General features: G+C 60.4%; 21 protein-coding genes. 17 read left to right on the top strand and 4 right to left on the bottom strand.

What is annotated here, in order from left to right; translation table 11 throughout:
• Positions 1-82 precede the first annotated feature (82 nt).
• Positions 83-1,081, top strand: coding sequence for a LysR substrate-binding domain-containing protein (locus ACIOZM_RS26875; protein WP_401219490.1), 999 nt, complete (start codon positions 83-85; stop codon positions 1,079-1,081).
• A 79-nt stretch (positions 1,082-1,160) separates the two neighbouring features.
• Here the strand turns inward: ACIOZM_RS26875 and ACIOZM_RS26870 are convergent, their stop codons facing one another.
• Entirely contained in the window at positions 1,161-1,568 is a 408-nt protein-coding gene (locus ACIOZM_RS26870) for a PA2817 family protein (protein ID WP_401219488.1), read from the bottom strand.
• Positions 1,569-1,652: 84 nt separating this feature from the next.
• The gene (locus tag ACIOZM_RS26865) at positions 1,653-4,100 is read right to left on the bottom strand and encodes an acyl-CoA dehydrogenase (RefSeq protein ID WP_401219485.1); all 2,448 of its coding nucleotides are present in this window, start codon (positions 4,098-4,100) and stop codon (positions 1,653-1,655) included.
• Between the two features lie 247 nt (positions 4,101-4,347).
• Between ACIOZM_RS26865 and ACIOZM_RS26860 the strand changes: the two genes are divergently transcribed.
• The 4 genes from ACIOZM_RS26860 (at position 4,348) to ACIOZM_RS26845 (ending at position 7,516) form a co-directional block, all read left to right on the top strand.
• Positions 4,348-5,007: a transglutaminase family protein gene (locus ACIOZM_RS26860; RefSeq protein ID WP_401219482.1), complete on the top strand. Its 660-nt coding sequence runs from the start codon at positions 4,348-4,350 to the stop codon at positions 5,005-5,007.
• A gap of 44 nt (positions 5,008-5,051) precedes the next feature.
• Positions 5,052-5,675 (top strand): glutathione S-transferase family protein, encoded by a 624-nt coding sequence (locus ACIOZM_RS26855; RefSeq protein WP_401219480.1) that lies wholly within the window; start codon positions 5,052-5,054, stop codon positions 5,673-5,675.
• A 132-nt stretch (positions 5,676-5,807) separates the two neighbouring features.
• Entirely contained in the window at positions 5,808-6,740 is a 933-nt protein-coding gene (locus ACIOZM_RS26850) for an ABC transporter ATP-binding protein (RefSeq protein ID WP_401219477.1), read from the top strand.
• Positions 6,737-7,516 carry an ABC transporter permease gene (locus tag ACIOZM_RS26845; RefSeq protein ID WP_401219474.1) on the top strand — a complete coding sequence of 260 codons (780 nt, stop codon included), beginning with the start codon at positions 6,737-6,739 and terminating at the stop codon, positions 7,514-7,516. The genes ACIOZM_RS26850 and ACIOZM_RS26845 overlap by 4 nt, the downstream gene beginning before the upstream one ends.
• Before the next feature lie 154 nt (positions 7,517-7,670).
• Here ACIOZM_RS26845 and ACIOZM_RS26840 read toward each other — a convergent pair whose 3' ends face one another.
• Entirely contained in the window at positions 7,671-8,189 is a 519-nt protein-coding gene (locus tag ACIOZM_RS26840) for a DUF2062 domain-containing protein (protein ID WP_401219471.1), read from the bottom strand.
• A 136-nt stretch (positions 8,190-8,325) separates the two neighbouring features.
• Between ACIOZM_RS26840 and ACIOZM_RS26835 the strand changes: the two genes are divergently transcribed.
• From ACIOZM_RS26835 to ACIOZM_RS26780, 12 genes are all read left to right on the top strand, one after another.
• The gene (locus ACIOZM_RS26835) at positions 8,326-10,557 is read left to right on the top strand and encodes a DNA internalization-related competence protein ComEC/Rec2 (protein ID WP_401219468.1); all 2,232 of its coding nucleotides are present in this window, start codon (positions 8,326-8,328) and stop codon (positions 10,555-10,557) included.
• Positions 10,558-10,648: 91 nt separating this feature from the next.
• Positions 10,649-11,284, top strand: a complete 636-nt coding sequence (locus ACIOZM_RS26830) for a MotA/TolQ/ExbB proton channel family protein (RefSeq protein ID WP_016771007.1) — start codon at positions 10,649-10,651, stop codon at positions 11,282-11,284.
• The gene (locus tag ACIOZM_RS26825; RefSeq protein ID WP_401219465.1) at positions 11,281-11,709 is read left to right on the top strand and encodes an ExbD/TolR family protein; all 429 of its coding nucleotides are present in this window, start codon (positions 11,281-11,283) and stop codon (positions 11,707-11,709) included. The genes ACIOZM_RS26830 and ACIOZM_RS26825 overlap by 4 nt, the downstream gene beginning before the upstream one ends.
• The gene (gene lpxK, locus ACIOZM_RS26820; protein WP_401219462.1) at positions 11,709-12,719 is read left to right on the top strand and encodes a tetraacyldisaccharide 4'-kinase; all 1,011 of its coding nucleotides are present in this window, start codon (positions 11,709-11,711) and stop codon (positions 12,717-12,719) included. The genes ACIOZM_RS26825 and lpxK overlap by 1 nt, the downstream gene beginning before the upstream one ends.
• A 22-nt stretch (positions 12,720-12,741) precedes the next feature.
• The gene (locus ACIOZM_RS26815; protein ID WP_003174668.1) at positions 12,742-12,927 is read left to right on the top strand and encodes a Trm112 family protein; all 186 of its coding nucleotides are present in this window, start codon (positions 12,742-12,744) and stop codon (positions 12,925-12,927) included.
• A complete protein-coding gene (gene kdsB, locus ACIOZM_RS26810) occupies positions 12,924-13,688 on the top strand; it encodes a 3-deoxy-manno-octulosonate cytidylyltransferase (protein ID WP_401219459.1) in 765 nt (254 codons plus the stop codon). Before ACIOZM_RS26815 ends, kdsB begins: the two co-directional genes overlap by 4 nt.
• A complete protein-coding gene (locus ACIOZM_RS26805; RefSeq protein ID WP_401219457.1) occupies positions 13,688-14,152 on the top strand; it encodes a low molecular weight protein-tyrosine-phosphatase in 465 nt (154 codons plus the stop codon). The genes kdsB and ACIOZM_RS26805 overlap by 1 nt, the downstream gene beginning before the upstream one ends.
• Complete coding sequence (gene murB, locus ACIOZM_RS26800) at positions 14,149-15,168, top strand: UDP-N-acetylmuramate dehydrogenase (protein ID WP_401219454.1); 1,020 nt, start codon at positions 14,149-14,151, stop codon at positions 15,166-15,168. Before ACIOZM_RS26805 ends, murB begins: the two co-directional genes overlap by 4 nt.
• Before the next feature lie 245 nt (positions 15,169-15,413).
• The gene (locus ACIOZM_RS26795; RefSeq protein ID WP_401219451.1) at positions 15,414-15,884 is read left to right on the top strand and encodes a (2Fe-2S)-binding protein; all 471 of its coding nucleotides are present in this window, start codon (positions 15,414-15,416) and stop codon (positions 15,882-15,884) included.
• Positions 15,881-18,202, top strand: a complete 2,322-nt coding sequence (locus ACIOZM_RS26790) for a molybdopterin cofactor-binding domain-containing protein (RefSeq protein ID WP_401219448.1) — start codon at positions 15,881-15,883, stop codon at positions 18,200-18,202. The genes ACIOZM_RS26795 and ACIOZM_RS26790 overlap by 4 nt, the downstream gene beginning before the upstream one ends.
• Entirely contained in the window at positions 18,202-19,182 is a 981-nt protein-coding gene (locus ACIOZM_RS26785) for an XdhC family protein (protein ID WP_401219446.1), read from the top strand. The genes ACIOZM_RS26790 and ACIOZM_RS26785 overlap by 1 nt, the downstream gene beginning before the upstream one ends.
• Positions 19,179-19,769, top strand: coding sequence for a nucleotidyltransferase family protein (locus tag ACIOZM_RS26780; protein ID WP_401219443.1), 591 nt, complete (start codon positions 19,179-19,181; stop codon positions 19,767-19,769). Before ACIOZM_RS26785 ends, ACIOZM_RS26780 begins: the two co-directional genes overlap by 4 nt.
• 157 nt (positions 19,770-19,926) lie before the next feature.
• Here the strand turns inward: ACIOZM_RS26780 and ACIOZM_RS26775 are convergent.
• A partial coding sequence (locus ACIOZM_RS26775) for a ribonuclease E (RefSeq protein ID WP_401219440.1) occupies positions 19,927-22,093 on the bottom strand: 2,167 nt, incomplete at its 5' end.

The following is a 22,093-nucleotide window of genomic DNA, read 5'->3' as shown; positions in this document are numbered from 1 at the left end:
CCTAATTAAAATTTCTACTTTTTATTATATGAATCGTGCAATAACGTGATAATCCGTTCAAACATCAAAGGACTGTTGCGCTGTGAGCATAAATCTACCGCTGCCGCTGCTCGGTGAAATGGCGATCTTCGTCAAGGTTGTCGAAACCGGCAGTTTTTCCGAAGCGGCCCGTCAGTTGGGTTCGTCACCGTCGGCGGTCAGTCGCAGCATCTCGCGTCTGGAAAAGGCCCTGGCCACCCGTCTGCTGCAACGCACCACGCGCAAACTTCGTTTGAGCGATGGCGGGGAAGAGGTATTCAAGCGCTGTCAGGAGATGGTCAGCGCTGCCAAGTCAGTGATGGAAATCAGCGGCCAGTTCACCCATGAGGCTGAAGGTCTGGTGCGGGTCAGTGTGCCGAAAGCGGTCGGACGGTTCGTGATTCACCCGCACATGCCCGAGTTTCTGCGCCGCTATCCCAAGGTCGATGTCGAGTTGTTGCTGGAGGATCGGCAGGTTGATCTGATCGACGATCATGTCGATCTGGCGATTCGTATCACCGATCGCCCCCCGGCCGGGTTGGTCGGAAGGCAGTTGCTGACCATCGACCATTTGCTCTGCGCCACGCCGCAGTATCTGGCCGAACATGGCACCCCGACGCACCCCCATGATTTGCTTGAGCACAGCTGTATTTACCTGGGTGAAACCCCGAGTGATGCGCGCTGGAAATTCAAGAAAGGCAGCAAAGCGGTGACGGTCGGCGTGCGCGGTCGATATGCCGCCAACCATACCGGCGTGCGGCTGGGTGCGGTGTTGCAGCACATCGGGATTGGCAGCTTGCCGTATTTCACCGCGCGCTATGCGCTGGAGCAGAAGTTGATTGTGCAGGTGCTGCCCGACTGGACGTTCCTGGCTTCATACCACGGAGGGCTGTGGTTGCTGCATTCGCCAACGCGTTATCTGCCGCCGAAGCTGCGGGTGTTTATCGACTTTCTGGTGGAGTGCCTGGAAAGGGAGCCGACCTTGAGCAAGCCGGGAAAATCGGGGAGTCCGAACAATCTGGCGATGGCGTATGAGCTACCGGAAAGTGAAGGGCTGCTTTAACGCAAAAGATCGCAGCCTGCGGCAGCTTTATGTAGGAGCTGCCGCAGGCTGCGATCTTTTGATCTTCAACTGATGTAACTCAGTGCTTGCTGTCCTGAGCGGCCATCGCCATCAGCTGCTTTTCCTGATTCCAGTCGAACGGTTCGTCGTTCTGTTCGGCTTCGTAACGACGTTCTTCCAGCGCCTGATACAGGTCGATTTCTTCATCGGCCAGGTAATGCAGGCAGTCGCCAGCGAAGTACCACAGCAGATCCCGCGGAATCAGATGGGCGATCTGCGGATAACGGGTGATGACCTGGCACAGAATGTCCTGACCCAGATACTGGCTTTCGATCGGATCGATCGGCAGCGACGCGAGCAGTTCGTCAAAGCGCTCCAGGAACAGGGCATGGCTTTCTTCGGGAACCTGTTCGGCCTCACCTACGGCGACCAGAATGCTGCGCAGGTGGTCGAGTAATACAAGATGATCGGCAACGACGTTGGACACGAGATAAGTCCTCAAGAGCAAAACGGGCGCGGGAGTATAAAGCTCCTGCGCCGGTTTTTCACTGACAGTTGCAGCCGAAAGGGATCAGCGGACTTTCCCTTCGGCCTGCGCCAACTCCTCCTTGGAGAAATCATCGACATCGATCACTTTGCGTCGAGCGGCTTCGGCGTCGCGCAGTGTCTGGGCCTCGACCGCTTGCAGGACGCCAGCTTCCAGCGCCGCATCGATGGCGTGTTCGCCGGCCACTGGTTTGACCTGACCACTTTTCAGTGAGCTGTGCAGCTTTTTGTGCAACGGCTGCGCGGCATTCAGCAGATCGCTGGCATGTTGCAGAGCGCCGACCGCGTCATCCGGCGATTGCGGGCGATAGCAACCCGCGAGCAATTCTTCCAGCGTCGGATCACCCTTGGCGCGACCAAGAACCGCTGCGACTTCGGCACCGAGTTTGTCCGACGGGCCTTTGTGACGTCGACCGAACGGGAACACGATCACGCGCAGCAGGCAGCCGAATACCCGGTTCGGGAAGTTGGTCAGCAGTTCATCCAGCGCTCGTTCCGACTGACCGAGACTTTCTTCCATGGCCCAGGTGAACAGCGGTTCCATATGCTCCGGGGAATCAAGGTCGTGATAACGCTTGAGTGCGGCGGACGCCAGATACAGATTGCTCAACACGTCGCCGAGGCGCGCCGAAAGGCGTTCGCGACGTTTCAGTTCACCGCCCAGCAGCATCATGCTCAGGTCAGCGAGCATCGCGAAGGCCGCAGCCTGGCGGTTGAGCGCACGGAAATAACCCTGACTGAGCTTGTTCCCCGGCGCATGTTCGAAGTGACCGAAACCGAGGTTCAGCACCAAGGTACTGGCGGCGTTGCTCACGGCGAAACCGATGTGCTTGAGCAGCAGGCCATCGAACTCTTTCAGCGCCTGATCCTTGTCCTCGCGCCCGGCGAGTGCCATTTCCTTGAGTACGAACGGATGGCAACGGATCGCCCCCTGACCAAAGATCATCAGGTTGCGTGACAGGATGTTCGCGCCTTCGACGGTGATGAAAATCGGCGCACCGTTCCAGCTGCGCCCCAGATAATTGTTCGGGCCCATGATGATTGCCTTGCCGCCATGCACATCCATGGCGTGGCTGATGCATTCGCGGCCGCGTTCGGTGAGGTGGTACTTGAGGATTGCCGACAGCACCGAAGGTTTTTCGCCCAGATCTACCGCGTTGGCGGTCAGCATCCGCGCAGCGTCCATCATCCAGGCGTTGCCGCCGATTCGCGCCATTGCCTCCTGAATACCTTCGAACGCGGAAAGTGGCACGTTGAACTGTTCGCGGATCTGCGCGTATTGCCCGGTTACCAGACTGGTGAACTTGGCGGCGCCGGTGCCGACTGCCGGCAGCGAGATTGAACGCCCGACCGACAGGCAGTTCATCAACATCATCCAGCCTTTGCCGAGCATTTCCTGGCCGCCGATGAGGAAGTCCAGCGGGATGAATACGTCTTTGCCCGAGTTCGGGCCGTTCATGAACGCTGCACCCAGTGGCAGGTGACGGCGACCGATTTCGACGCCCGCGGTGTCGGTCGGAATCAGCGCAAGGCTGATGCCCAGATCGGTTTTGTCGCCCAGCAGGTGGTCCGGGTCATAAGCCTTGAATGCGAGGCCGAGCAGGGTCGCGACCGGGCCGAGGGTGATGTAGCGCTTTTCCCAGTTCAGACGCAGGCCGAGGACTTCCTGGCCTTCCCATTGACCCTTGCAGATGATTCCGGTGTCGGGCATGGCGCCAGCGTCGGAGCCGGCGAGCGGGCCGGTGAGGGCGAAGCACGGGATGTCATCGCCACGCGCCAGACGTGGCAGATAGTGATTACGTTGCTCGTCGGTGCCGTAGTGCAGCAGCAGTTCGGCCGGGCCGAGGGAGTTAGGCACCATCACCGTCGAGGCGAGGTCGCCGCTGCGGGTCGCGAGTTTCATCGCCACTTGCGAGTGGGCGTAGGCCGAGAAGCCCTTGCCGCCGAACTCCTTGGGAATGATCAGTGCGAAGAAGCCGTGCTCCTTGATGTGCGTCCAAGCCTCGGCCGGCAGATCCATAGACTGGCCGATCTGCCAGTCAGTGACCATCGCGCAGAGTTCTTCTGTCGGGCCATCGATGAAGGCTTGTTCTTCTTCGCTGAGTTGCGCCTTGGGATAGGACAGCAGTTTTTCCCAGTCCGGACGCCCGCTGAACAGTTCGCCATCCCACCACACGGTGCCGGCATCGATTGCATCGCGTTCGGTCTGCGACATCGGCGGCAGGGTTTTCTGGAACCAGTTGAACAGTGGCGCCGTGAAGTGTTTGCGGCGCAGGTCAGGCAGCAACAATGGCGCGGCCACCAGTGCCAGAACCACCCAGAACACCACCAGCAACCAGCCCGGCGCACGACTGAAGATGCCCATCGCCAGCAAGTAAATGGCAACGATGCCCAGCGCCGGCAGCGGGGAGATGCGGCGGTGAGCGAGATACGCCACACCGACGATCAGAACCAGTATCCACAACAACAGCATATTTAATCCTCCGTGAACCAGAACGAGCGACCCAACAGAGCTTAGACGGCATCTGTAAAACAGGGGGGTCAGAGCAAGGTGATTGAAATCGTGGGAAACCTTGGACGGCTTTTGTAGTTTCGGTGGGCAACACGCGTAGGAAATCGTTCGTTAATCCCGCGTCTTTGCGTCCAAGTTTGGCCGAAACGTCGTTATCTCTGTGCTTGAGCTGTCGCTAGACTCGGGACTCACCCAGGAGATTGTCGTCATGCACGAGTATCTGAGTCCCGGTCGCTTCATCGATAGTGACCACCCGGCAGTGGTGGAGTTCGCCGAACAGCACCGTGGTGCCAGTCGCGATCCGCTGGCGCAGGCGATCAGTCTCTATTACGCCGTGCGTGAAGCGGTGCGCTACAACCCCTACACCTTCAGTCGTGATCCGGACACCTTGCGTGGCAGTTACGCATTGGCCACGGGTGAGAGCTATTGCGTGCCCAAGGCCACGTTGCTGGCCGGTTGTGCGCGGCATTGCGGGATCGCCGCGCGGATCGGTCTGGCGGATGTGCGCAATCATCTGTCGACCCCGCGTTTGCTGGAGTTGCTGCGCAGTGACGTGTTTGCCATGCACGGGTACACCGAGCTGTTCTTGGGCGGTCGCTGGGTCAAGGCGACGCCGGCGTTCAATCAGCAACTCTGTGAGTTGTTCAATGTTGCTCCGCTGGAATTCGACGGCATCAACGACAGCGTTTTCCACCCGTATAACCGCGACGGGGCGCAGTTGATGGAGTATCTGATCGATCACGGACAGTTCACAGATGTGCCGGAAACGTTCTTTTTCCAGCACATCGAAAAGTGCTATCCGCATCTGTTCGGCGAACAACAGCCGCTGCTGCTGGGCGATATGCAGAGCGATGTCAGCCGCGGCTGATCCGGCGTATGCTGCTCGACCACTTCATTGCAAAAGAGGCGGTCATGCTGAAGATCTGGGGTCGCAAGAATTCGTCGAATGTCAGAAAGCCATTGTGGGCCGCTGAAGAGCTGGGCCTGGCTTACGAGGCGATCGATGCAGGCGGGGCTTTTGGTGTGGTGGACACGCCGCAGTATCGGGCGATGAACCCGAACGGCCGAGTGCCAGTGATCGAAGACGACGGTTTTGTGCTGTGGGAGTCCAACGCCATCGTCCGTTATCTGCTGGCCAAACATGCGGCCAACACCGCGTGGTATCCGACGGATCTGCACACCCGCGCCACGGCCGACAAGTGGATGGACTGGACCACATCGAGTTTTGCCGGCCCTTTCCGCACGGTGTTCTGGGGTGTCTTGCGCACGCCGGCCGAGAAACAGGATTGGGCGGCGATCAACGAAGGTATCAAGGAATGTACGGCGCTGCTGGCGATGGCCGATGAGGCCCTGAGCACTCAACCGTACCTGTCCGGAAGCGAAATCGGCATGGGCGATATTCCGCTGGGCAGTTTCATTTATGCCTGGTTTGAAATGCCTATCGAGCGCGCTCCGCAGCCGCATCTGGAGGCCTGGTATGCCCGGCTGAAGCCGCGTCCGGCTTATCAAAAAGCAGTCATGACCGCGTTGACTTGATAATAACTATCGACACGCTTGACTGTACTTGTGCGGCGGCGGCAAGCAACATTGCGCCTTGCGCTGCGGTTGTATCCCTCGCCGTCCGCCCACATCTATCCCTTTCCTTCCTTCTTGGTGCGTAAATCAGATATGAGTTCCGCTCTGTCCATCCGGCAGCTAACCAAAACCTACGGCAACGGGTTCCAGGCCTTGAGTGGTATCGATCTGGACGTCGCCGAGGGTGATTTTTTCGCCTTGCTTGGCCCCAACGGTGCCGGCAAATCCACGACCATCGGCATTCTCTCGACCCTGGTGAACAAGACCAGCGGTACGGTGAATATCTTCGGCAATGACCTGGACAAGAACCCCGCAGCGCTCAAGCGCTCGATTGGCGTGGTGCCCCAGGAATTCAACTTCAACCAGTTTGAAAAGACCTTCGACATCGTCGTGACTCAAGCTGGTTACTACGGCATCCCGGCGAAAATCGCCAAGGAACGCGCCGAGCAGTACCTGACCCAGCTCGGGCTGTGGGACAAGCGCGATGTGCCGTCCCGCTCGCTGTCCGGCGGCATGAAGCGCCGGTTGATGATCGCCCGCGCTCTGGTGCATGAACCGCGCCTGCTGATCCTCGACGAACCAACTGCCGGGGTCGATATCGAGCTGCGCCGTTCGATGTGGACGTTCCTCACCGAGCTGAACCAGAAAGGCATCACCATCATCCTCACCACGCATTATCTGGAGGAGGCTGAGCAGTTGTGCCGCAACATCGGGATCATCGACCACGGCACCATTGTCGAAAATACCAGCATGAAACAGCTGCTGGGTCAGCTGCATGTCGAGACCTTCCTGCTGGATCTGAAAAATGATTTGCAGGTCGCGCCGCAATTGCTTGGCTATCCCTCCCGGTTGATCGACAGCCATACGCTGGAAGTGCAGGTCGACAAGTCGATGGGCATCACCGCGCTGTTCACTCAGTTGGCGCAACAGAACATCGAAGTGCTGAGCCTGCGTAACAAAACCAATCGCCTCGAGGAGCTGTTCGTGTCCCTGGTGGAGAAAAATCTGTCGAAGGTGGCGGTATGAGTTCCGAGTTCCGGCCCAACCTCGTTGCTCTCAACACCATCGTTTACCGCGAGGTCAAACGTTTCACCCGGATCTGGCCGCAGACTCTGCTGCCGCCGGCGATCACCATGGTTCTGTACTTTGTGATCTTCGGTAACCTGATCGGCCGGCAGATCGGCGCCATGGGTGGGTTCACCTACATGGAGTACATCGTGCCGGGGCTGATCATGATGTCGGTGATCACCAACTCCTACGGCAACGTGGTGTCGAGTTTCTTCGGCAGCAAGTTCCAGCGCTCCATCGAAGAACTGATGGTCTCGCCGGTCTCGCCGCACACGATTCTGATCGGCTACACCCTCGGCGGTGTGCTGCGCGGTTTGATGGTCGGGGTGATCGTGACGATTCTGTCGCTGTTCTTCACCGATCTGCAGGTCCATCACCTCGGTGTGACCATTCTGGTGGTGGTGCTGACGGCGACGATCTTCTCGCTGCTGGGCTTCATCAACGCCGTGTTCGCGCGCAACTTCGATGATATTTCGATCATCCCGACGTTTGTGCTGACACCGCTGACTTACCTCGGCGGGGTGTTCTACTCGATTACCTTGCTGCCGCCGTTCTGGCAGACCGTGTCGTTGGCCAACCCGGTGCTGCACATGGTCAACGCCTTCCGCTATGGCATTCTGGGTGTGTCGGATATCCGTATCGGCGTGGCGATCACCTTTATGCTGGTAGCCACCGTGGTGCTGTATGTCGGTTGCACGCGGTTGCTGGTGAGCGGGCGCGGGATGCGTACCTGACGCGAGACCGCGTCGCTGCCATCGCTAGCAGGCTAGCTCCCACAGGGATCATCAGAGAGCAAAGATCCTGTGTGGGAGCAGCTAGCCTGCTAGCGATAGCGTCAGTCCAGACACCACAAAAAAACGGCCTCCACTGCGGAGGCCGTTTTGCATTTCAGGACTTTCGATTTTTCTTGCGCCGCGTCCATTGCCGCGCCACCCACCAGCGCCAATACAACATCACCAGACAGTAGGAGAGGGCGCCCAGCACCAGTCCGCAGACAACCGAGCCCAGTAAAAACGGCTGCCACAAGGTCGAGAGTTCGCCGCTGATCCATTCCCAGGTCAGCGAGTCAGGCAGAGTGCGGGCGGGAACGTCCATCAGCCAGGCGCCAGCCTGATAAGTGCAAAAGAACACTGCCGGCATGGTGATCGGATTGGTCAGCCATACCAGGCTGACGGCGATTGGCATATTGCCGCGCACGGTGATGGCCAGCGCGGCGGCTACCAGCATTTGCGCCGGAATCGGCAGGAATGCGGCGAACATACCGACGGCCATTGCCCGGGCAACCGAGTGGCGATTGAGGTGCCAGAGGTTCGGGTCATGCAGCAACTTGCCGAGAAAGCGTAAGGATTTGTGTTCCCTGATGCTCGTCGGGTCGGGCATGTAACGTTTGAATAAGCGCCGGGGCATAAGGCTTCTCGGTCGGTTAAGGCGGCAAGTATGTCTGGATTCTACGAACGGCCCATTCAGACTTTGTGACAATTGTTGACTACGCACCTGCTCCGCGCCAGCTATGCCTAGTGACTGGAGTCTCAAGGACGGGCTTATGCGCACAGGGATGATGGCGCTGGCAGTCGGTTTGCTGGCCCCGATGTTTTTGCCGGCCTTGCCGCCGGTCGGGTTGCTGATGGTGTTGCCAGTGGTGGGTTTGATGTTGCTGCCGTTTCGCAGCTATCCACTGGCGCTTTTGCTGTTCGGTTTCAGTTGGGCCTGTATCAATGCGCAGTGGGCGCTCAATGATCGTCTGGTGCAAGCGCTGGACGGTGAAACCCGTTGGGTCGAGGGACGGGTGGTCGGTTTGCCGCAGAACGCTGATGGCGTGGTGCGCTTCGAATTGGCCAACGCCCGTTCGCGTCACGAAAAACTGCCGTCGCTGATGCGTCTGGCGTGGTACGCCGGGCCACCGGTCAAAAGTGGCGAGCGCTGGCGGCTGGCGGTGAAGTTGAAGCGTCCTGCGGGGCTGCTCAATCCTGACGCGTTCGACTATCAGGCGTGGTTGCTGGCGCAGGGCATCGGCGCCACCGGCACGATCAAGGATGGCCAACGGCTGTCGGAAGCTCGCGGAGCGTGGCGTGACGGCATTCGCCAGCGCCTGCTCGCGGTGGACGCGCAAGGTCGCGCGCCCGCTCTGGCGGCGTTGGTGCTGGGCGATGGGTCGGGGCTCAGTCGCGAGGACTGGCAGGTGTTGCAGGACACCGGCACCGTGCATCTGCTGGTGATTTCCGGCCAGCACATCGGCTTGTTGGCAGCGGTCATGTATCTGCTGGTCGCCGGGCTGGCGCGTTATGGGTTGTGGCCACTGCGTTTGCCGTGGCTGCCATGGGCTTGTGGATTAGCGTTTATGGCGGCGCTGGGTTACGGGCTGCTTGCCGGGTTTGATGTGCCGGTGCAGCGGGCTTGCGTGATGGTCGGGCTGGTGCTGCTGTGGCGTCTGCGCTTTCGGCATCTGGGTGCGTGGTGGCCGCTGTTGCTGGCGTTCAACGCGGTGCTGTTACTGGAGCCGTTGGCCAGCCTGCGTCCGGGTTTGTGGTTGTCTTTTGCGGCGGTGGCGGTGCTGATTTTCACCTTCGGCGGACGACTGGGGGCGTGGCGCTGGTGGCAGACCTGGACGCGGGCACAGTGGTTGATTGCGATTGGTCTTTGCCCGGTGTTGCTGGCGTTGAACCTGCCGATCAGCGTCACAGGGCCGCTGGCGAATTTGTTCGCGGTGCCGTGGGTCAGCCTTGTGGTACTGCCGCCGGCGTTGCTTGGGACTTTGTTGATGCCGGTGCCTTATGTCGGCGAAGGTTTGTTGTGGCTGGCGGGTGGTTTGATCGACTGGTTATTTCAAGGTTTGGCGGTGATTGCCGGACACTGGCCAGCCTGGATCGCGCCTTCGGTCCCGTGGTGGGGATTGCTGTTGGGAGGCCTCGGGGCGGTGTTATTGCTGCTTCCGCGAGGCGTGCCAATGCGGCCGCTTGGCTGGCCATTGTTGTTGGTTCTGGTTGTGCCGCCTCGTGAACGCTTGGCCGAGGGGCTGGCGGATATCTGGCAACTCGATGTCGGCCAAGGCCTGGCGATTCTGATCCGCACCCGCAATCACACGCTGCTTTACGACGCCGGGCCACGTTTCGGCGAGTTCGATCTAGGCGAGCGAGTGGTGCTCCCAGCCCTGCATAAACTGGGCGTCGAGCGGTTGGACTTGATGCTGCTCAGTCATGCCGACGCCGACCATGCCGGTGGCGCTTTGGCAGTCACACGAGGTTTGCCGGTGACCCGAGTGATCAGCGGCGACCCACCGGGGCTGCCAGCAGAGCTGAACGCCGAAATCTGTGAAAGTGATCGGCAATGGCAGTGGGATGGCGTCCATTTCCAGCTGTGGCAATGGGCCGACGCCCATGACAGCAACCAACGCTCCTGCGTGTTGCAGATCGAGGCCAATGGCGAGCGCTTCCTGCTGACCGGAGATATCGACACGGCCGCCGAGCGCGTCTTGCTCGACAGTGCACTGGCGACCCCGACGCAGTGGCTGCAAGCCCCGCACCACGGCAGCCGCAGCTCATCTTCGATGGCGTTGCTCAAGGCCCTGAAGCCCGAAGCGGTGCTGATTTCCCGGGGGCAGGGCAACTCGTTCGGCCATCCGCATCCGACGGTCATTGCGCGTTATCGCAAACAGGGGCTGCGTATTTACGACAGCGCGGAGCACGGCGCCATTCATCTGCAACTGGGCACATTCAAACCGCCGCTGACGATGCGTCAACAGCGGCGGTTCTGGCGTGATGCGCCTGAGCCCCGCTAAACGTTGACCACGATCACGGTCGTCGGAGCGACGGGTCTTTATCAGCAACCGGTATGGTAAAGTGGCGCACTTTTTCGAGGGGGCTTTCACTGTGTGGGAATTGGTCAAATCCGGCGGCTGGATGATGTTGCCGATCATTCTGAGTTCCATCGCTGCCATGGCGATTGTTGCCGAACGCCTGTGGACCCTGCGCGCCAGTCGTGTGACCCCGGAACATCTGCTGGGTCAGGTCTGGGTCTGGATCAAGGACAAACAACTCAATAAAGAAAAACTCAAGGAATTGCGCGCCAACTCGCCGCTGGGTGAAATCCTTGCCGCCGGTCTGGCCAACTCCAAGCATGGTCGCGAGATCATGAAAGAGTGCATCGAAGAGGCCGCCGCGCGGGTGATTCACGAACTCGAACGCTACATCAATGCGCTCGGCACCATCGCCGCCATGGCTCCGCTGCTGGGTTTGCTCGGTACGGTGCTGGGCATGATCGATATTTTCAGTGCCTTCACCGGTTCCGGCATGACCACCAACGCCTCGGTACTGGCCGGTGGTATTTCCAAAGCGCTGATCACCACCGCTGCGGGCCTGATGGTCGGTATTCCGGCCGTGTTCTTCCACCGTTTCCTGCAACGCCGCATCGATGAACTGGTGGTGGGCATGGAGCAGGAAGCGATCAAACTGGTCGAAGTGGTGCAGGGCGACCGTGACGTCGATCTGGCCGAGGGCAAAGCGTGAAATTCCGTCGCAAACCTCGGGAAACAGTGGATATCAACCTCGCGTCGCTGATCGACGTGGTGTTTATCCTGCTGTTGTTTTTCGTCGTGACCACCACCTTCACCCGCGAAACCCAGTTGCGCGTCGACTTGCCGGAAGCGGTCAGCGGCTCTCCGGCTGAAGACCAGCAGGTCAAGCAACTGGATGTCGCGATCAACGCCGAAGGTGTGTTCTCGGTGAATAACAAGATTCTGCCGAAGAACGATCTGGCAACGTTGATGGAAGCCATGCAGAAAGAATCCAATGGCGACACCAACATGCCGCTGTCGATCAGTGCCGACGGCAAGACTCAGCATCAATCAGTGATCACCGCCATGGATGCGGCCGGCAAGCTCGGTTTCAGCCATCTGCGCATGACCACGGTCGAGGCGGCGCCAAAATCCTGATGAGCCTGTCTGATCGTTTGCTCGCCGCGTGGTATCAGGGGCATCCGGCCCTGACACTGCTGCGGCCGCTGGAAGCCCTGTACCGGCGCGTGGTAGTCGGCAAGCGTCAGCGTTTTCTCGACGGTGAAGGTGAGATCTACCAGCCGCCAGTGCCGCTGATCGTGGTCGGCAACATCACTGTTGGCGGTACCGGCAAGACCCCGATGATTCTCTGGCTGATCGAACACTGTCGCCGCAGCGGTTTGCGTGTCGGTGTAGTCAGCCGTGGTTATGGCGCCAAACCGCCGCAGTTGCCGTGGCGGGTCGCAGCCGATCAAAGTGCCGATATCGCTGGTGACGAGCCGTTGCTGATCGTCCAGCGCACCGGCGTACCATTGATGATTGATCCGGATCGCAGCGCTGCCGTCAAAGCCTTGTTGGCAAGCGAACCGCTGGACCTGATCCTCTCCGACGACGGCATGCAACATTATCGGTTGGCGCGGGATCTGGAACTGGTGCTGATCGATGCCGCCCGTGGCCTGGGCAACAAACGTTGTTTGCCCGCCGGGCCGTTGCGCGAGCCGATCGAGCGTCTGCAAAGCGTCGACGGTGTGCTGTTCAACGGTGCGACCGAAGATCGCGTGGGTGGCTTTGCTTTCCATCTGCAACCGACTGCGCTGGTCAATCTGCGCAGCGGTGAGCGCAAGCCGCTCGAGCACTTTCCTGCCGGTCAGGCCGTGCATGCGGTCGCCGGAATCGGCAATCCGCAACGTTTCTTCAATACCCTCGAAGCGCTAGACTGGCGCGCAGTCCCCCATGCGTTCGCCGACCACGCCGAATACAGCGTGAAGGCTTTGAATTTCACGCCGTCATTGCCGTTGGTGATGACCGAAAAGGACGCGGTGAAGTGCCGCGCCTTTGCTGCTGCCGACTGGTGGTATCTGGCGGTCGATGCCGTGCCGTCGCCGGCCTTCGTGGCCTGGTTCGACACACAATTGATGCGCCTGTTGCCGGATCGGCTTTTGCCTTAACTCTTTTATCCAGGGAATGTTCATGGACACCAAACTACTCGACATCCTCGCGTGCCCTATCTGCAAAGGCCCGCTCAAGCTCAGCGCCGACAAGACCGAACTGATCAGCAAGGGCGCTGGCCTGGCGTACCCGATCCGCGACGGCATCCCGGTGATGCTCGAAAGCGAAGCGCGCACCCTGACCACCGACGAGCGTCTGGATAAATGACCACAGCCTTCACCGTTGTCATCCCGTCGCGTTTCGCCTCGACCCGTTTGCCGGGCAAACCGCTGCTGTTGATCGCCGGCAAGCCGATGATCCAGCATGTCTGGGAGCAGGCGTGCAAAAGCAGCGCCAGCCGTGTGGTGGTTGCGACTGACGATGCGCGCATCGTCGAGGCCTGCAAAGGTTTTGGCGCCGAAGTGGTGCTGACCCGTGAAGACCATAACTCCGGTACCGACCGTTTGGCCGAAGTTGCGGCGAAACTGGGTCTGGCGCCTGATGCCATCGTGGTCAACGTGCAGGGCGACGAGCCGCTGATCCCGCCAAGCGTGATCGATCAGGTCGCCGCTAACCTTGCGGCCCACACCGAAGCGCGCATGGCCACTCTGGCCGAGCCGATTGAAGATGTGGAAACCCTGTTCAATCCCAACGTGGTCAAGGTGGTCAGCGACCTCAATGGTCTGGCGCTGACGTTCAGTCGGGCGACCTTGCCTTGGGCTCGCGATGCTTTCGCCAAGAGCCGCGAGCAATTGCCGGAAGGAGTGCCGTATCGCCGCCACATCGGCATCTATGCCTATCGCGCCGGTTTCCTGCATGACTTCGTCAGTTGGGGCCCGTGCTGGCTGGAAAACACCGAATCTCTCGAGCAATTGCGTGCCCTGTGGCATGGCGTACGGATTCACGTGGCCGATGCGTTGATCGCTCCGCCGACCGGGGTCGACACTGTCGAAGACCTCGAGCGCGTTCGTCGCCTGCTGGAGGCCTGATGCGCATTCTGTTTGTGTGCCTGGGCAACATCTGCCGTTCGCCCACCGCTGAAGGCGTGTTGCGCCACAAGTTGCGCGAAGCAGGGCTGGCTGCTCAGGTAGAAGTCGCTTCGGCGGGCACCGGTGACTGGCACGTTGGCAATCCACCGGACAAGCGCAGTCAGGCTGCGGCCAAACTGCGCGGTTACGATTTGTCGGCGCAACGCGCGCAGCAGGTCGGTCGCGCCGATTTCGCCAGTTACGACCTGATTCTGGCGATGGACAACAGCAACCTGCGCAACCTCAAGGCGCTGCAACCGTCCACCGGCAAGGCTGAACTGGATCTGTTCCTGCGCCGCTATGCCGGTCTGGTCGATGAAGTGCCGGACCCGTATTACGACGGTGACCAAGGCTTTGAGCAGGTACTGGATCTGATCGAAAACGCCTGCGATCAATTGGTGATCGAAGTGAAGGGGCGGTTATGAGTTTGCAGGTGCAACCACAGGTTTCCCTGAAACCGTTCAACAGTTTTGGCGTGGACGTTCGTGCGCAGCTGTTTGCCGAAGCGCACAGCGACGCTGATGTGCGCGAAGCGCTGGCTTATGCCACTGCCCACAGCGTTCCGCTGCTGGTGATCGGCGGCGGCAGCAACTTGCTGCTGACGGCGGATATTTCAGCGCTGGTGCTGCGCATGGCCACGCGTGGTATCCGCGTGATCAGTGATGACGGCAACCGTGTGCAGATCGAAGCCGAGGCCGGTGAGCCGTGGCATCCATTCGTGCAGCACACTTTGGCGCTGGGCCTCGCGGGGCTGGAAAACCTCAGCCTGATTCCCGGCACCGTTGGCGCTGCGCCGATGCAGAACATCGGCGCCTACGGCGTTGAGATCAAGGATGTGTTCGCCGGGCTGACCGCGCTGGATCGTCAGACTGGCGAGCTGCGTGATTTCACTCTGGAAGAATGCAACTTCGCCTACCGTGACAGCCTGTTCAAACAGCATCCGGGACGTTGGCTGATTCTGCGGGTGCGCTTCAATCTTGATCGCGCCGCTCATCTGCATCTGGAATACGGCCCGGTGCGTCAGCGCCTGACCGAACAGGGCATTGAGCAGCCGACACCGACTGACGTCAGCCGAGCGATTTGCAGCATCCGCAGCGAAAAACTGCCGGACCCGGCGGTGCTGGGCAATGCCGGCAGCTTCTTCAAGAATCCGCTGGTATCGGCGGCGCTGGTTGAGCAGATCAAAGCGCAACACCCGGATCTGGTGGCCTACGCGCAACCGGATGGGCAGATGAAGCTTGCCGCAGGCTGGCTGATCGAGCGCGCCGGCTGGAAGGGTTTCCGCGACGCGGATGCCGGCGTGCATAAGTTGCAGGCGCTGGTGCTGGTCAACTACGGCACGGCGACCGGTCTGCAATTGTTCGATCTGGCACAACGTATCCAGAAAGACATTGCAGAACGTTTCAATGTCGAGCTGGAAATGGAGCCCAACCGCTATTGAAGCTACGCTTTCACAAGCGCCATCCAAAGCCTTGCACTGATCAAAAAGTGCAGGGCTTTTTTGTTAACGCTGGGTTAACTTAGTGAGCTAACGATACCAGTCATTTGCTCCACCAAAGGCCCGGTGCAGACGTCCGCGTCGGCACAAGAGAGCCCATTAGCCTGAGTCGATCTGCGTGAAACCACCGCTGATTTCCGGCGGCAGATTGCTCGACCCCATAACCGAACCTCTATGCGGGCGTGCCCATGATTACCCTGAAACTCAATGGCCAAGACCATCAACTGGACGTCACCGAGGACATGCCGCTGCTCTGGGCAATCCGCGATGTCGCCGGTTACAACGGCACCAAATTCGGCTGCGGCATGGGCCTGTGCGGCGCGTGCACCATTCATATCGACGGCTTGCCGGCACGCAGTTGCATCACGCCAATCGGCTCGGTGGTCGGGCAGAGCGTGAGCACCATCGACAACCTGCACGCCGACCCTGTCGGGCAAGTCGTCCAGCAAGCCTGGCTCGACACTGCTGTGGCTCAGTGCGGATTCTGTCAGGGCGGGCAAATCATGTCCGCCACCGCGTTGCTTAAAACCAATCCGAACCCGAGCGACGAGCAGATCGAAGAAGCGATGGTCGGCAACATTTGCCGCTGTGGCACTTACAACCGGATCAAGACCGCCATTCGCCAGGCTTCCACCCATCTGAAGGAGGCCAAGGCATGAGCCGTTTGCCGAATGACTTTGCTCTGAGCAACCTCAGTCGCCGGGGTTTCCTCAAGGGCGCCGGGGCTACTGGCGCGCTGGTGCTGGCCGCGAGCTGGGGCTGGCAGGATGCGTTCGCCGATGACAAGCCGAAGAAGTTCGGCGCCGATGGCATGCCCAACGGCTGGATCGACGATCCCAAGGTTTATGTGAGTATCGCCACTGACGGCACGGTGACTGTGGTCTGCAACCGTTCGGAAATGGGCCAGGGCGTGCGCACCAGCCTGACGATGGTGGTGGCTGATGAGCTGGAGGCCGACTGGGCCCGGGTCAAAGTGCAACAGGCACCGGGTGATGAAGTGCGCTTCGGCAACCAGGACACCGACGGTTCGCGCAGCATGCGTCACTGGTACGAGCCAATGCGTCGTTGTGGCGCCGCCGCTCGGACCATGCTCGAACAAGCCGCCGCCGAGCAGTGGAAAGTCCCGGTCGCTGAATGCCATGCGCAACTGCACAAAGTCCTGCACAAACCTTCCGGCCGTGAACTCGGTTATGGCGAACTGGCCGCAGCCGCGAGCGCTATGGCAGTACCGGCTCGGGACAGCCTGAAACTCAAGCAACCCTCGGAATTTCGCTACATCGGCAAGGAAGGCACCAAAGCCATCGACGGTGCCGACATTGTCAATGGTCGTGCGGTGTATGGGGCAGACGTGCATTTCGACGGCATGCTGTTCGCCACTATTGCCCGCCCGGCGGTGTACGGCGGCAAGGTCAAATCCCTGGATGACAGCGCTGCGCTGAAAATCCCCGGCGTGCTTAAGGTGATTCAGATCGAAAGTCGTCCATTGCCTTCGGAGTTTCAGCCGTTGGGCGGCGTGGCCGTGATTGCCAGCAATACCTGGGCGGCGATCAAGGGCCGTGAGGCGCTGAAAATCGAGTGGGACGATGGCCCGAATGCCAGTTACGACTCGATTGCCTATCGCAAGGAACTGGAAGCCGCCTCGCTGAAACCCGGCAAAGTGGTGCGCAATACCGGCGATATCGACAAGGCTGTGAGCAGCGCCGCGAGCACTCTTGAAGCCTCGTACTATTTGCCGCATTTGGCTCAGGCGCCGATGGAGCCGATGGTCGCGATTGCCCGTTACAAGGACGGCGTTTGCGAAGCCTGGGCGCCGAGTCAGGCGCCGCAGGTCACTCGTGAGCGAATCGCTGAGCGTCTGGGACTGCCGTTCGATAACGTCACCTTTAATGTCACGCTGCTGGGCGGCGGTTTCGGGCGCAAGTCCAAACCGGACTTCGTTGTCGAGGCGGCCATTCTTGCCAAGGAATTCCCCGGCAAAGCCTTGCGTGTGCAATGGACCCGTGAAGACGATATCCATAACTCGTATTTCCATACGGTTTCCGCTGAATACCTGAAGGCCGCACTGAACAAGGATGGTCTGCCGTCCGGCTGGCTGCACCGCACGGTGGCGCCGAGCATCACTGCGCTGTTCGCCCCGGGCATGAACCACGAAGCCGCGTTCGAGCTGGGCATGGGTTTCACCAATATGGCGTACGCGATTCCCAACGTGCGTCTGGAAAACCCCGAAGCCACGGTGCACACGCGGGTCGGCTGGTATCGCTCGGTGTCGAACATCCCCCATGGTTTTGCGATTCAGAGTTTTGTCGATGAGCTGGCGCACAAGGCTGGCGAAGATCCGCTCAAGTATCAGATCAAACTGCTCGGCCCGGATCGGCAAATCGACCCGCGTACCTTGAGCGAAGAGTGGAACTACGGCGAATCGCCTGAGCGTTATCCGATCGACACCGGCCGTATGCGCACCGTGCTGGAAACGGCGGCCAAGGCTGCCGGTTGGGGCCGCAAGTTGCCAAAGGGGCGCGGGCTGGGTCTGGCGGTGCATTACAGTTTCGTCACCTATGTCGCTGCGGTGATCGAAGTCGAGGTCAAGGACGACGGCACGTTGATCGTGCACAAGGCCGATATCGCCGTGGACTGCGGGCCGCAGATCAACCCGGAGCGCATCCGTTCGCAGTTCGAAGGTGCGTGCGTCATGGGCCTGGGCAACGCCGTGCTGGGTGAAATCAGTTTCAAGGACGGCAAGGTGCAGCAGGACAACTTCCATATGTATGAAGTGGCGCGCATGTCGCTGGCACCGAAGGAAGTCGCGGTGCATCTGGTGACGCCACCGGGCGATGTGCCGTTGGGTGGCGTCGGTGAACCGGGCGTGCCGCCGATTGCGCCGGCGCTGTGCAACGCAATTTTCGCCGCGACCGGTCAGCGCATCCGTAATCTGCCGGTGCGTTACCAGTTGCAGGGCTGGCAGAAGGCGCAAGCCTGATGGACAGCGTCGATCTCAATGTCCTGCGCAGCGTGCTCGAATGGCGCCGCGCCGGGCAGCGGGTGGTGCTGTTCAGCGTGGTGCAGACCTGGGGCACCGCGCCGCGAGCGCCCGGGGCAATGCTCGCCTTGCGTGGGGATGGCGTGGTGATTGGCTCGGTGTCCGGCGGTTGTGTCGAGGACGATTTGATCGCTCGTTTGCACGACGGTCGGATCGCCAGCGACGGCCCGCCGGTGCAAATGATCACCTATGGCGTGACACGAGAAGAGGCGGCGCGTTTTGGTTTGCCTTGCGGCGGAACTTTGCGCCTGACTGAAGAGCGGGTCGGCGATCCAGACTGGGTCGCCGAACTGTTGGCTCGCTGCGAAAACCATGAAATCGTCGCCCGTGAACTGGATGTCGAAACCGGCAAGGTGCTTCTGTCTGCCGCTGGCAAGACCGATTCGCTGAGCTTCGACGGCAAGACCTTGCGTGCCATTTACGGCCCGCGCTGGCGCTTGCTGTTGATCGGCGCCGGGCAGTTGTCGCGTTACGTGGCGGACATGGCGCGGCTGCTGGATTTCGAAGTGTTGATCTGTGATCCGCGCACCGAGTTTGTCTACGGCTGGGAAGAGCATCACGGACGATTCGTCCCAGGCATGCCGGATGAAGCGGTGCTGAATATCCAGACTGACGAACGCACGGCGATTGTCGCGCTGACCCACGATCCACGTCTGGACGACATGGCGTTGCTGACGGCGCTGGATTCCAGGGCGTTTTACGTAGGTGCGCTCGGTTCGCGGATCAACAGCCAGAAGCGTCGGGAAAATCTGCTTGAGCTAGGCTTGTCGCAACAAGCCATTGATCGTTTGCACGGGCCGATTGGTTTGCATATCGGCAGCCATTCTCCGGCGGAAATCGCCTTGTCGCTGCTGGCGGAAATCGTCGCGATCAAGAACGGCGTCGAGCTGAAACAGAAGAAAACAACGGAGGGCGTATGAGCCGATCCATTGGCGTGATTGTGCTGGCGGCAGGCGAGGGCAGCCGCTTTCGTCAGGTGGCTGGTGCCGACAAGGACAAGCTGCTCGCCGATTGCACCGGGCGTGACGGCGCGCTGCGTTCGGTGATCGAGCAGACGTTGGTGAATCTGCCGGCAGCGCTGGATAAACGTGTATTGGTCACCACCGAAGCCCGGCCGCAGGCGATGCGTATGGGGCAGGCTTATGGCTGCGACATCGTCTCGATTGAGTCGACCGGCATGGGCGACAGCATTGCGGCGGGTGTCGCGGCGTGTGCGGATGTTGATGGCTGGTTGATTGTGCTCGGCGACATGCCGTTTATTTTGCCTTCGACGATTGAGCGGATTGTTGCGGCAATGGCCGATGATGCGGTGAGTGTGCCGGTGCAGGATGGTGAGTTCGGGCATCCGGTGGGATTTGGTCGTTCGTTCGGGCGGGGGCTGATGGCGTTGTCCGGTGATCGCGGGGCCAGGCCGTTGTTCAAGCAGGGGCGGGTGGTTGAGGTTGCAGTGGATGATCCCGGCGTGCTGTGGGATATCGATGTGCCTGAGGCTTTGAGATTTGTGTAGCGGCTAAAAGATCGCAGCCTTCGGCAGCTCCTACAGGGGAATGCATTCCAAATGTAGGAGCTGCCGAAGGCTGCGATCTTTTGATCTTCCAGGCTGTAAGACATAAAAAAGCCCCGCCAGGTTTTCACCGGGCGGGGCTTTTTATTGGCTTTTGGAATCAGACGAGAGGTTTAGGCTCGTGCTGTTTTTCCTGGGCCTCTTGGTGATGCTCGACCGCGTCCTGAACGGAGCGTGGTGCTTCGGCGATCACCGACTCAACCACGGCTTCTTCAGTAACCGAAGCAGATGCTTCAACCACGTCAACAACCGGAGCCGCAGCGGCAGCCAGTTCGGCTTCCTTCTGCAGACGCTCTTCTTCACGCTTGCGGCGACGCACTTCACGCGGGTCGTTCGGCGCACGGCCGTTGGCTGCCAGAGCACTGACCGGAGCGGCTTCAACTACTGGAGTTTCAGCAACCACTGGTGCTTCTACTACCGGTGCTTCAACCGCTGGAGCTTCAACCACCGGAGCTTCAACGACTGGCGCTGGAGCCGGTTCGGCAGCAGCAACCACTGGCTCGGAGACCATGGCTGGTGCAACTTCGGCTTCAGCGACAGGTGCTGGAGCTTCAGCGGCGGCCGGCTCGGCATGCCAGTTGAACGTGGTTTGTTCTTCGCGCACTTCACGCACGGTCTCGGTCACGGTTTCAGCCACGATTTCAGCGGCTGGCTCGACAACAAAGGCAGGCGCTTCAACCTGAGGCAGGGTTTCCTGAACCGGTGCGACTTCAACTTCCGGAGCGGCGAAGGTTTCTACCGGAGTAGTCGCTTCAACCACTGGCGCTTCTACTGGAGCAGTTTCCAGAGTGGCGGCAGTAGCGCGTTCGGCTTGCTCGTGGGCTTGAGCTTCGGCTGGAGCGCTGATCACGGTGCTGGCAACGGCTGCGGTAACAGCCAGACCGGCGGCCAGTTCGGCAGTGCTCGGTGCTTCGTTTTCGCCGGCTTCGGATTCTTCCGAGCCTTCGATCACGTTGCCGTTGGCATCACGCTGACGCTCACGACGGTTGCTGCGACGACGCTGACCGCGGGAACGACGACGTGGACGATCGCCTTCGGCGCCTTCCTGACCATCATCTGCCAGTTGCTCTTCGTTGCTGAGCACTTCTTCTTCAGCGACGGCAGCAGCGGCTTGTTCGGCGCGCGGTTGACGCTCTTCACGCGGAGGACGTGGAGCACGTTCTTCACGCGGCTGACGGGCCGGACGCTCTTCAGCGGTGGCAGCGACAGCGGCAGCAGCGGCCGGAGCAGCGTCCAGTGGCTCGCGCAGTTCACGTACGCGTTCTTCACGCTCGCCACGAGGCTTGCGGTCTTCACGCGGAGCACGTGGTGCACGTTCTTCACGAGGAGCGCGTGGTGCGCGTTCTTCGCGGGCTACCGGAGCTTCTTCACGGGCTTCACGTGGTTCGCGAACTTCACGCGGCTCACGGGCTTCGCGAGGTTGACGCTCTTCGCGTGGTTCGCGTGGAGCGCGTTCTTCACGAGGAGCACGTTCTTCGCGCGGCTTGCGTTCTTCATCGCGGCGACCGTTACGGTTGCGGCTCTGTTGACGACCGTTGCGACGCTCTTCGTTGCGCGCCGGGCGTTCGCTGGCAGGTTTTTCAACCACAACCGGAGCGGCTGGCTCTTCTTTGGTAGCGAACAGGCTGACCAGCGACTTCACCAGACCTTTGAACAGGCTTGGCTCTGGCGCGGCAACTGGCGCAGGTGCCGGTGCGGCAGCAGCGGCCACTTCGGTCGGGACCGGAGCGTTGGCGCGAGCTGGAGCAGTCTTGACCGCGGCTTCCTGGCGAACCAGGGTGCGGGTCGCAGCGGCTGGCTGGACTTCTTCGACTTCAGCAGCGGCAGCAGCGATCTCGTAGCTGGACTGGTTTGTCGCGGCTTCCGGGCTGTCATCACGCAGACGCTGAACTTCGAAGTGCGGCGTTTCGAGGTGATCGTTCGGCAGAATGACGATGCGCGCGCGGGTGCGCAGTTCGATCTTGGTGATCGAGTTGCGTTTTTCGTTGAGCAGGAACGCGGCAACCGGAATCGGCACTTGAGCGCGGACTTCGGCGGTGCGGTCTTTCAGGGCTTCTTCTTCGATCAGACGCAGGATCGCCAGCGACAGCGATTCAACGTCACGGATGATGCCGGTGCCGTTGCAACGCGGGCAAACGATGCCGCTGCTTTCGCCGAGCGATGGACGCAGGCGCTGACGAGACATTTCCAGCAGGCCGAAGCGCGAGATGCGGCCGATCTGCACGCGAGCGCGGTCGGCTTCCAGGCATTCGCGGACTTTCTCTACC

The sequence above is a fragment of the Pseudomonas sp. NPDC087346 genome (assembly GCF_044744235.1).
Lineage (GTDB): Bacteria > Pseudomonadota > Gammaproteobacteria > Pseudomonadales > Pseudomonadaceae > Aquipseudomonas.
Note: the sequence above shows the minus strand (reverse complement) of the source record. Positions and strands in the feature narration are given on the sequence as shown.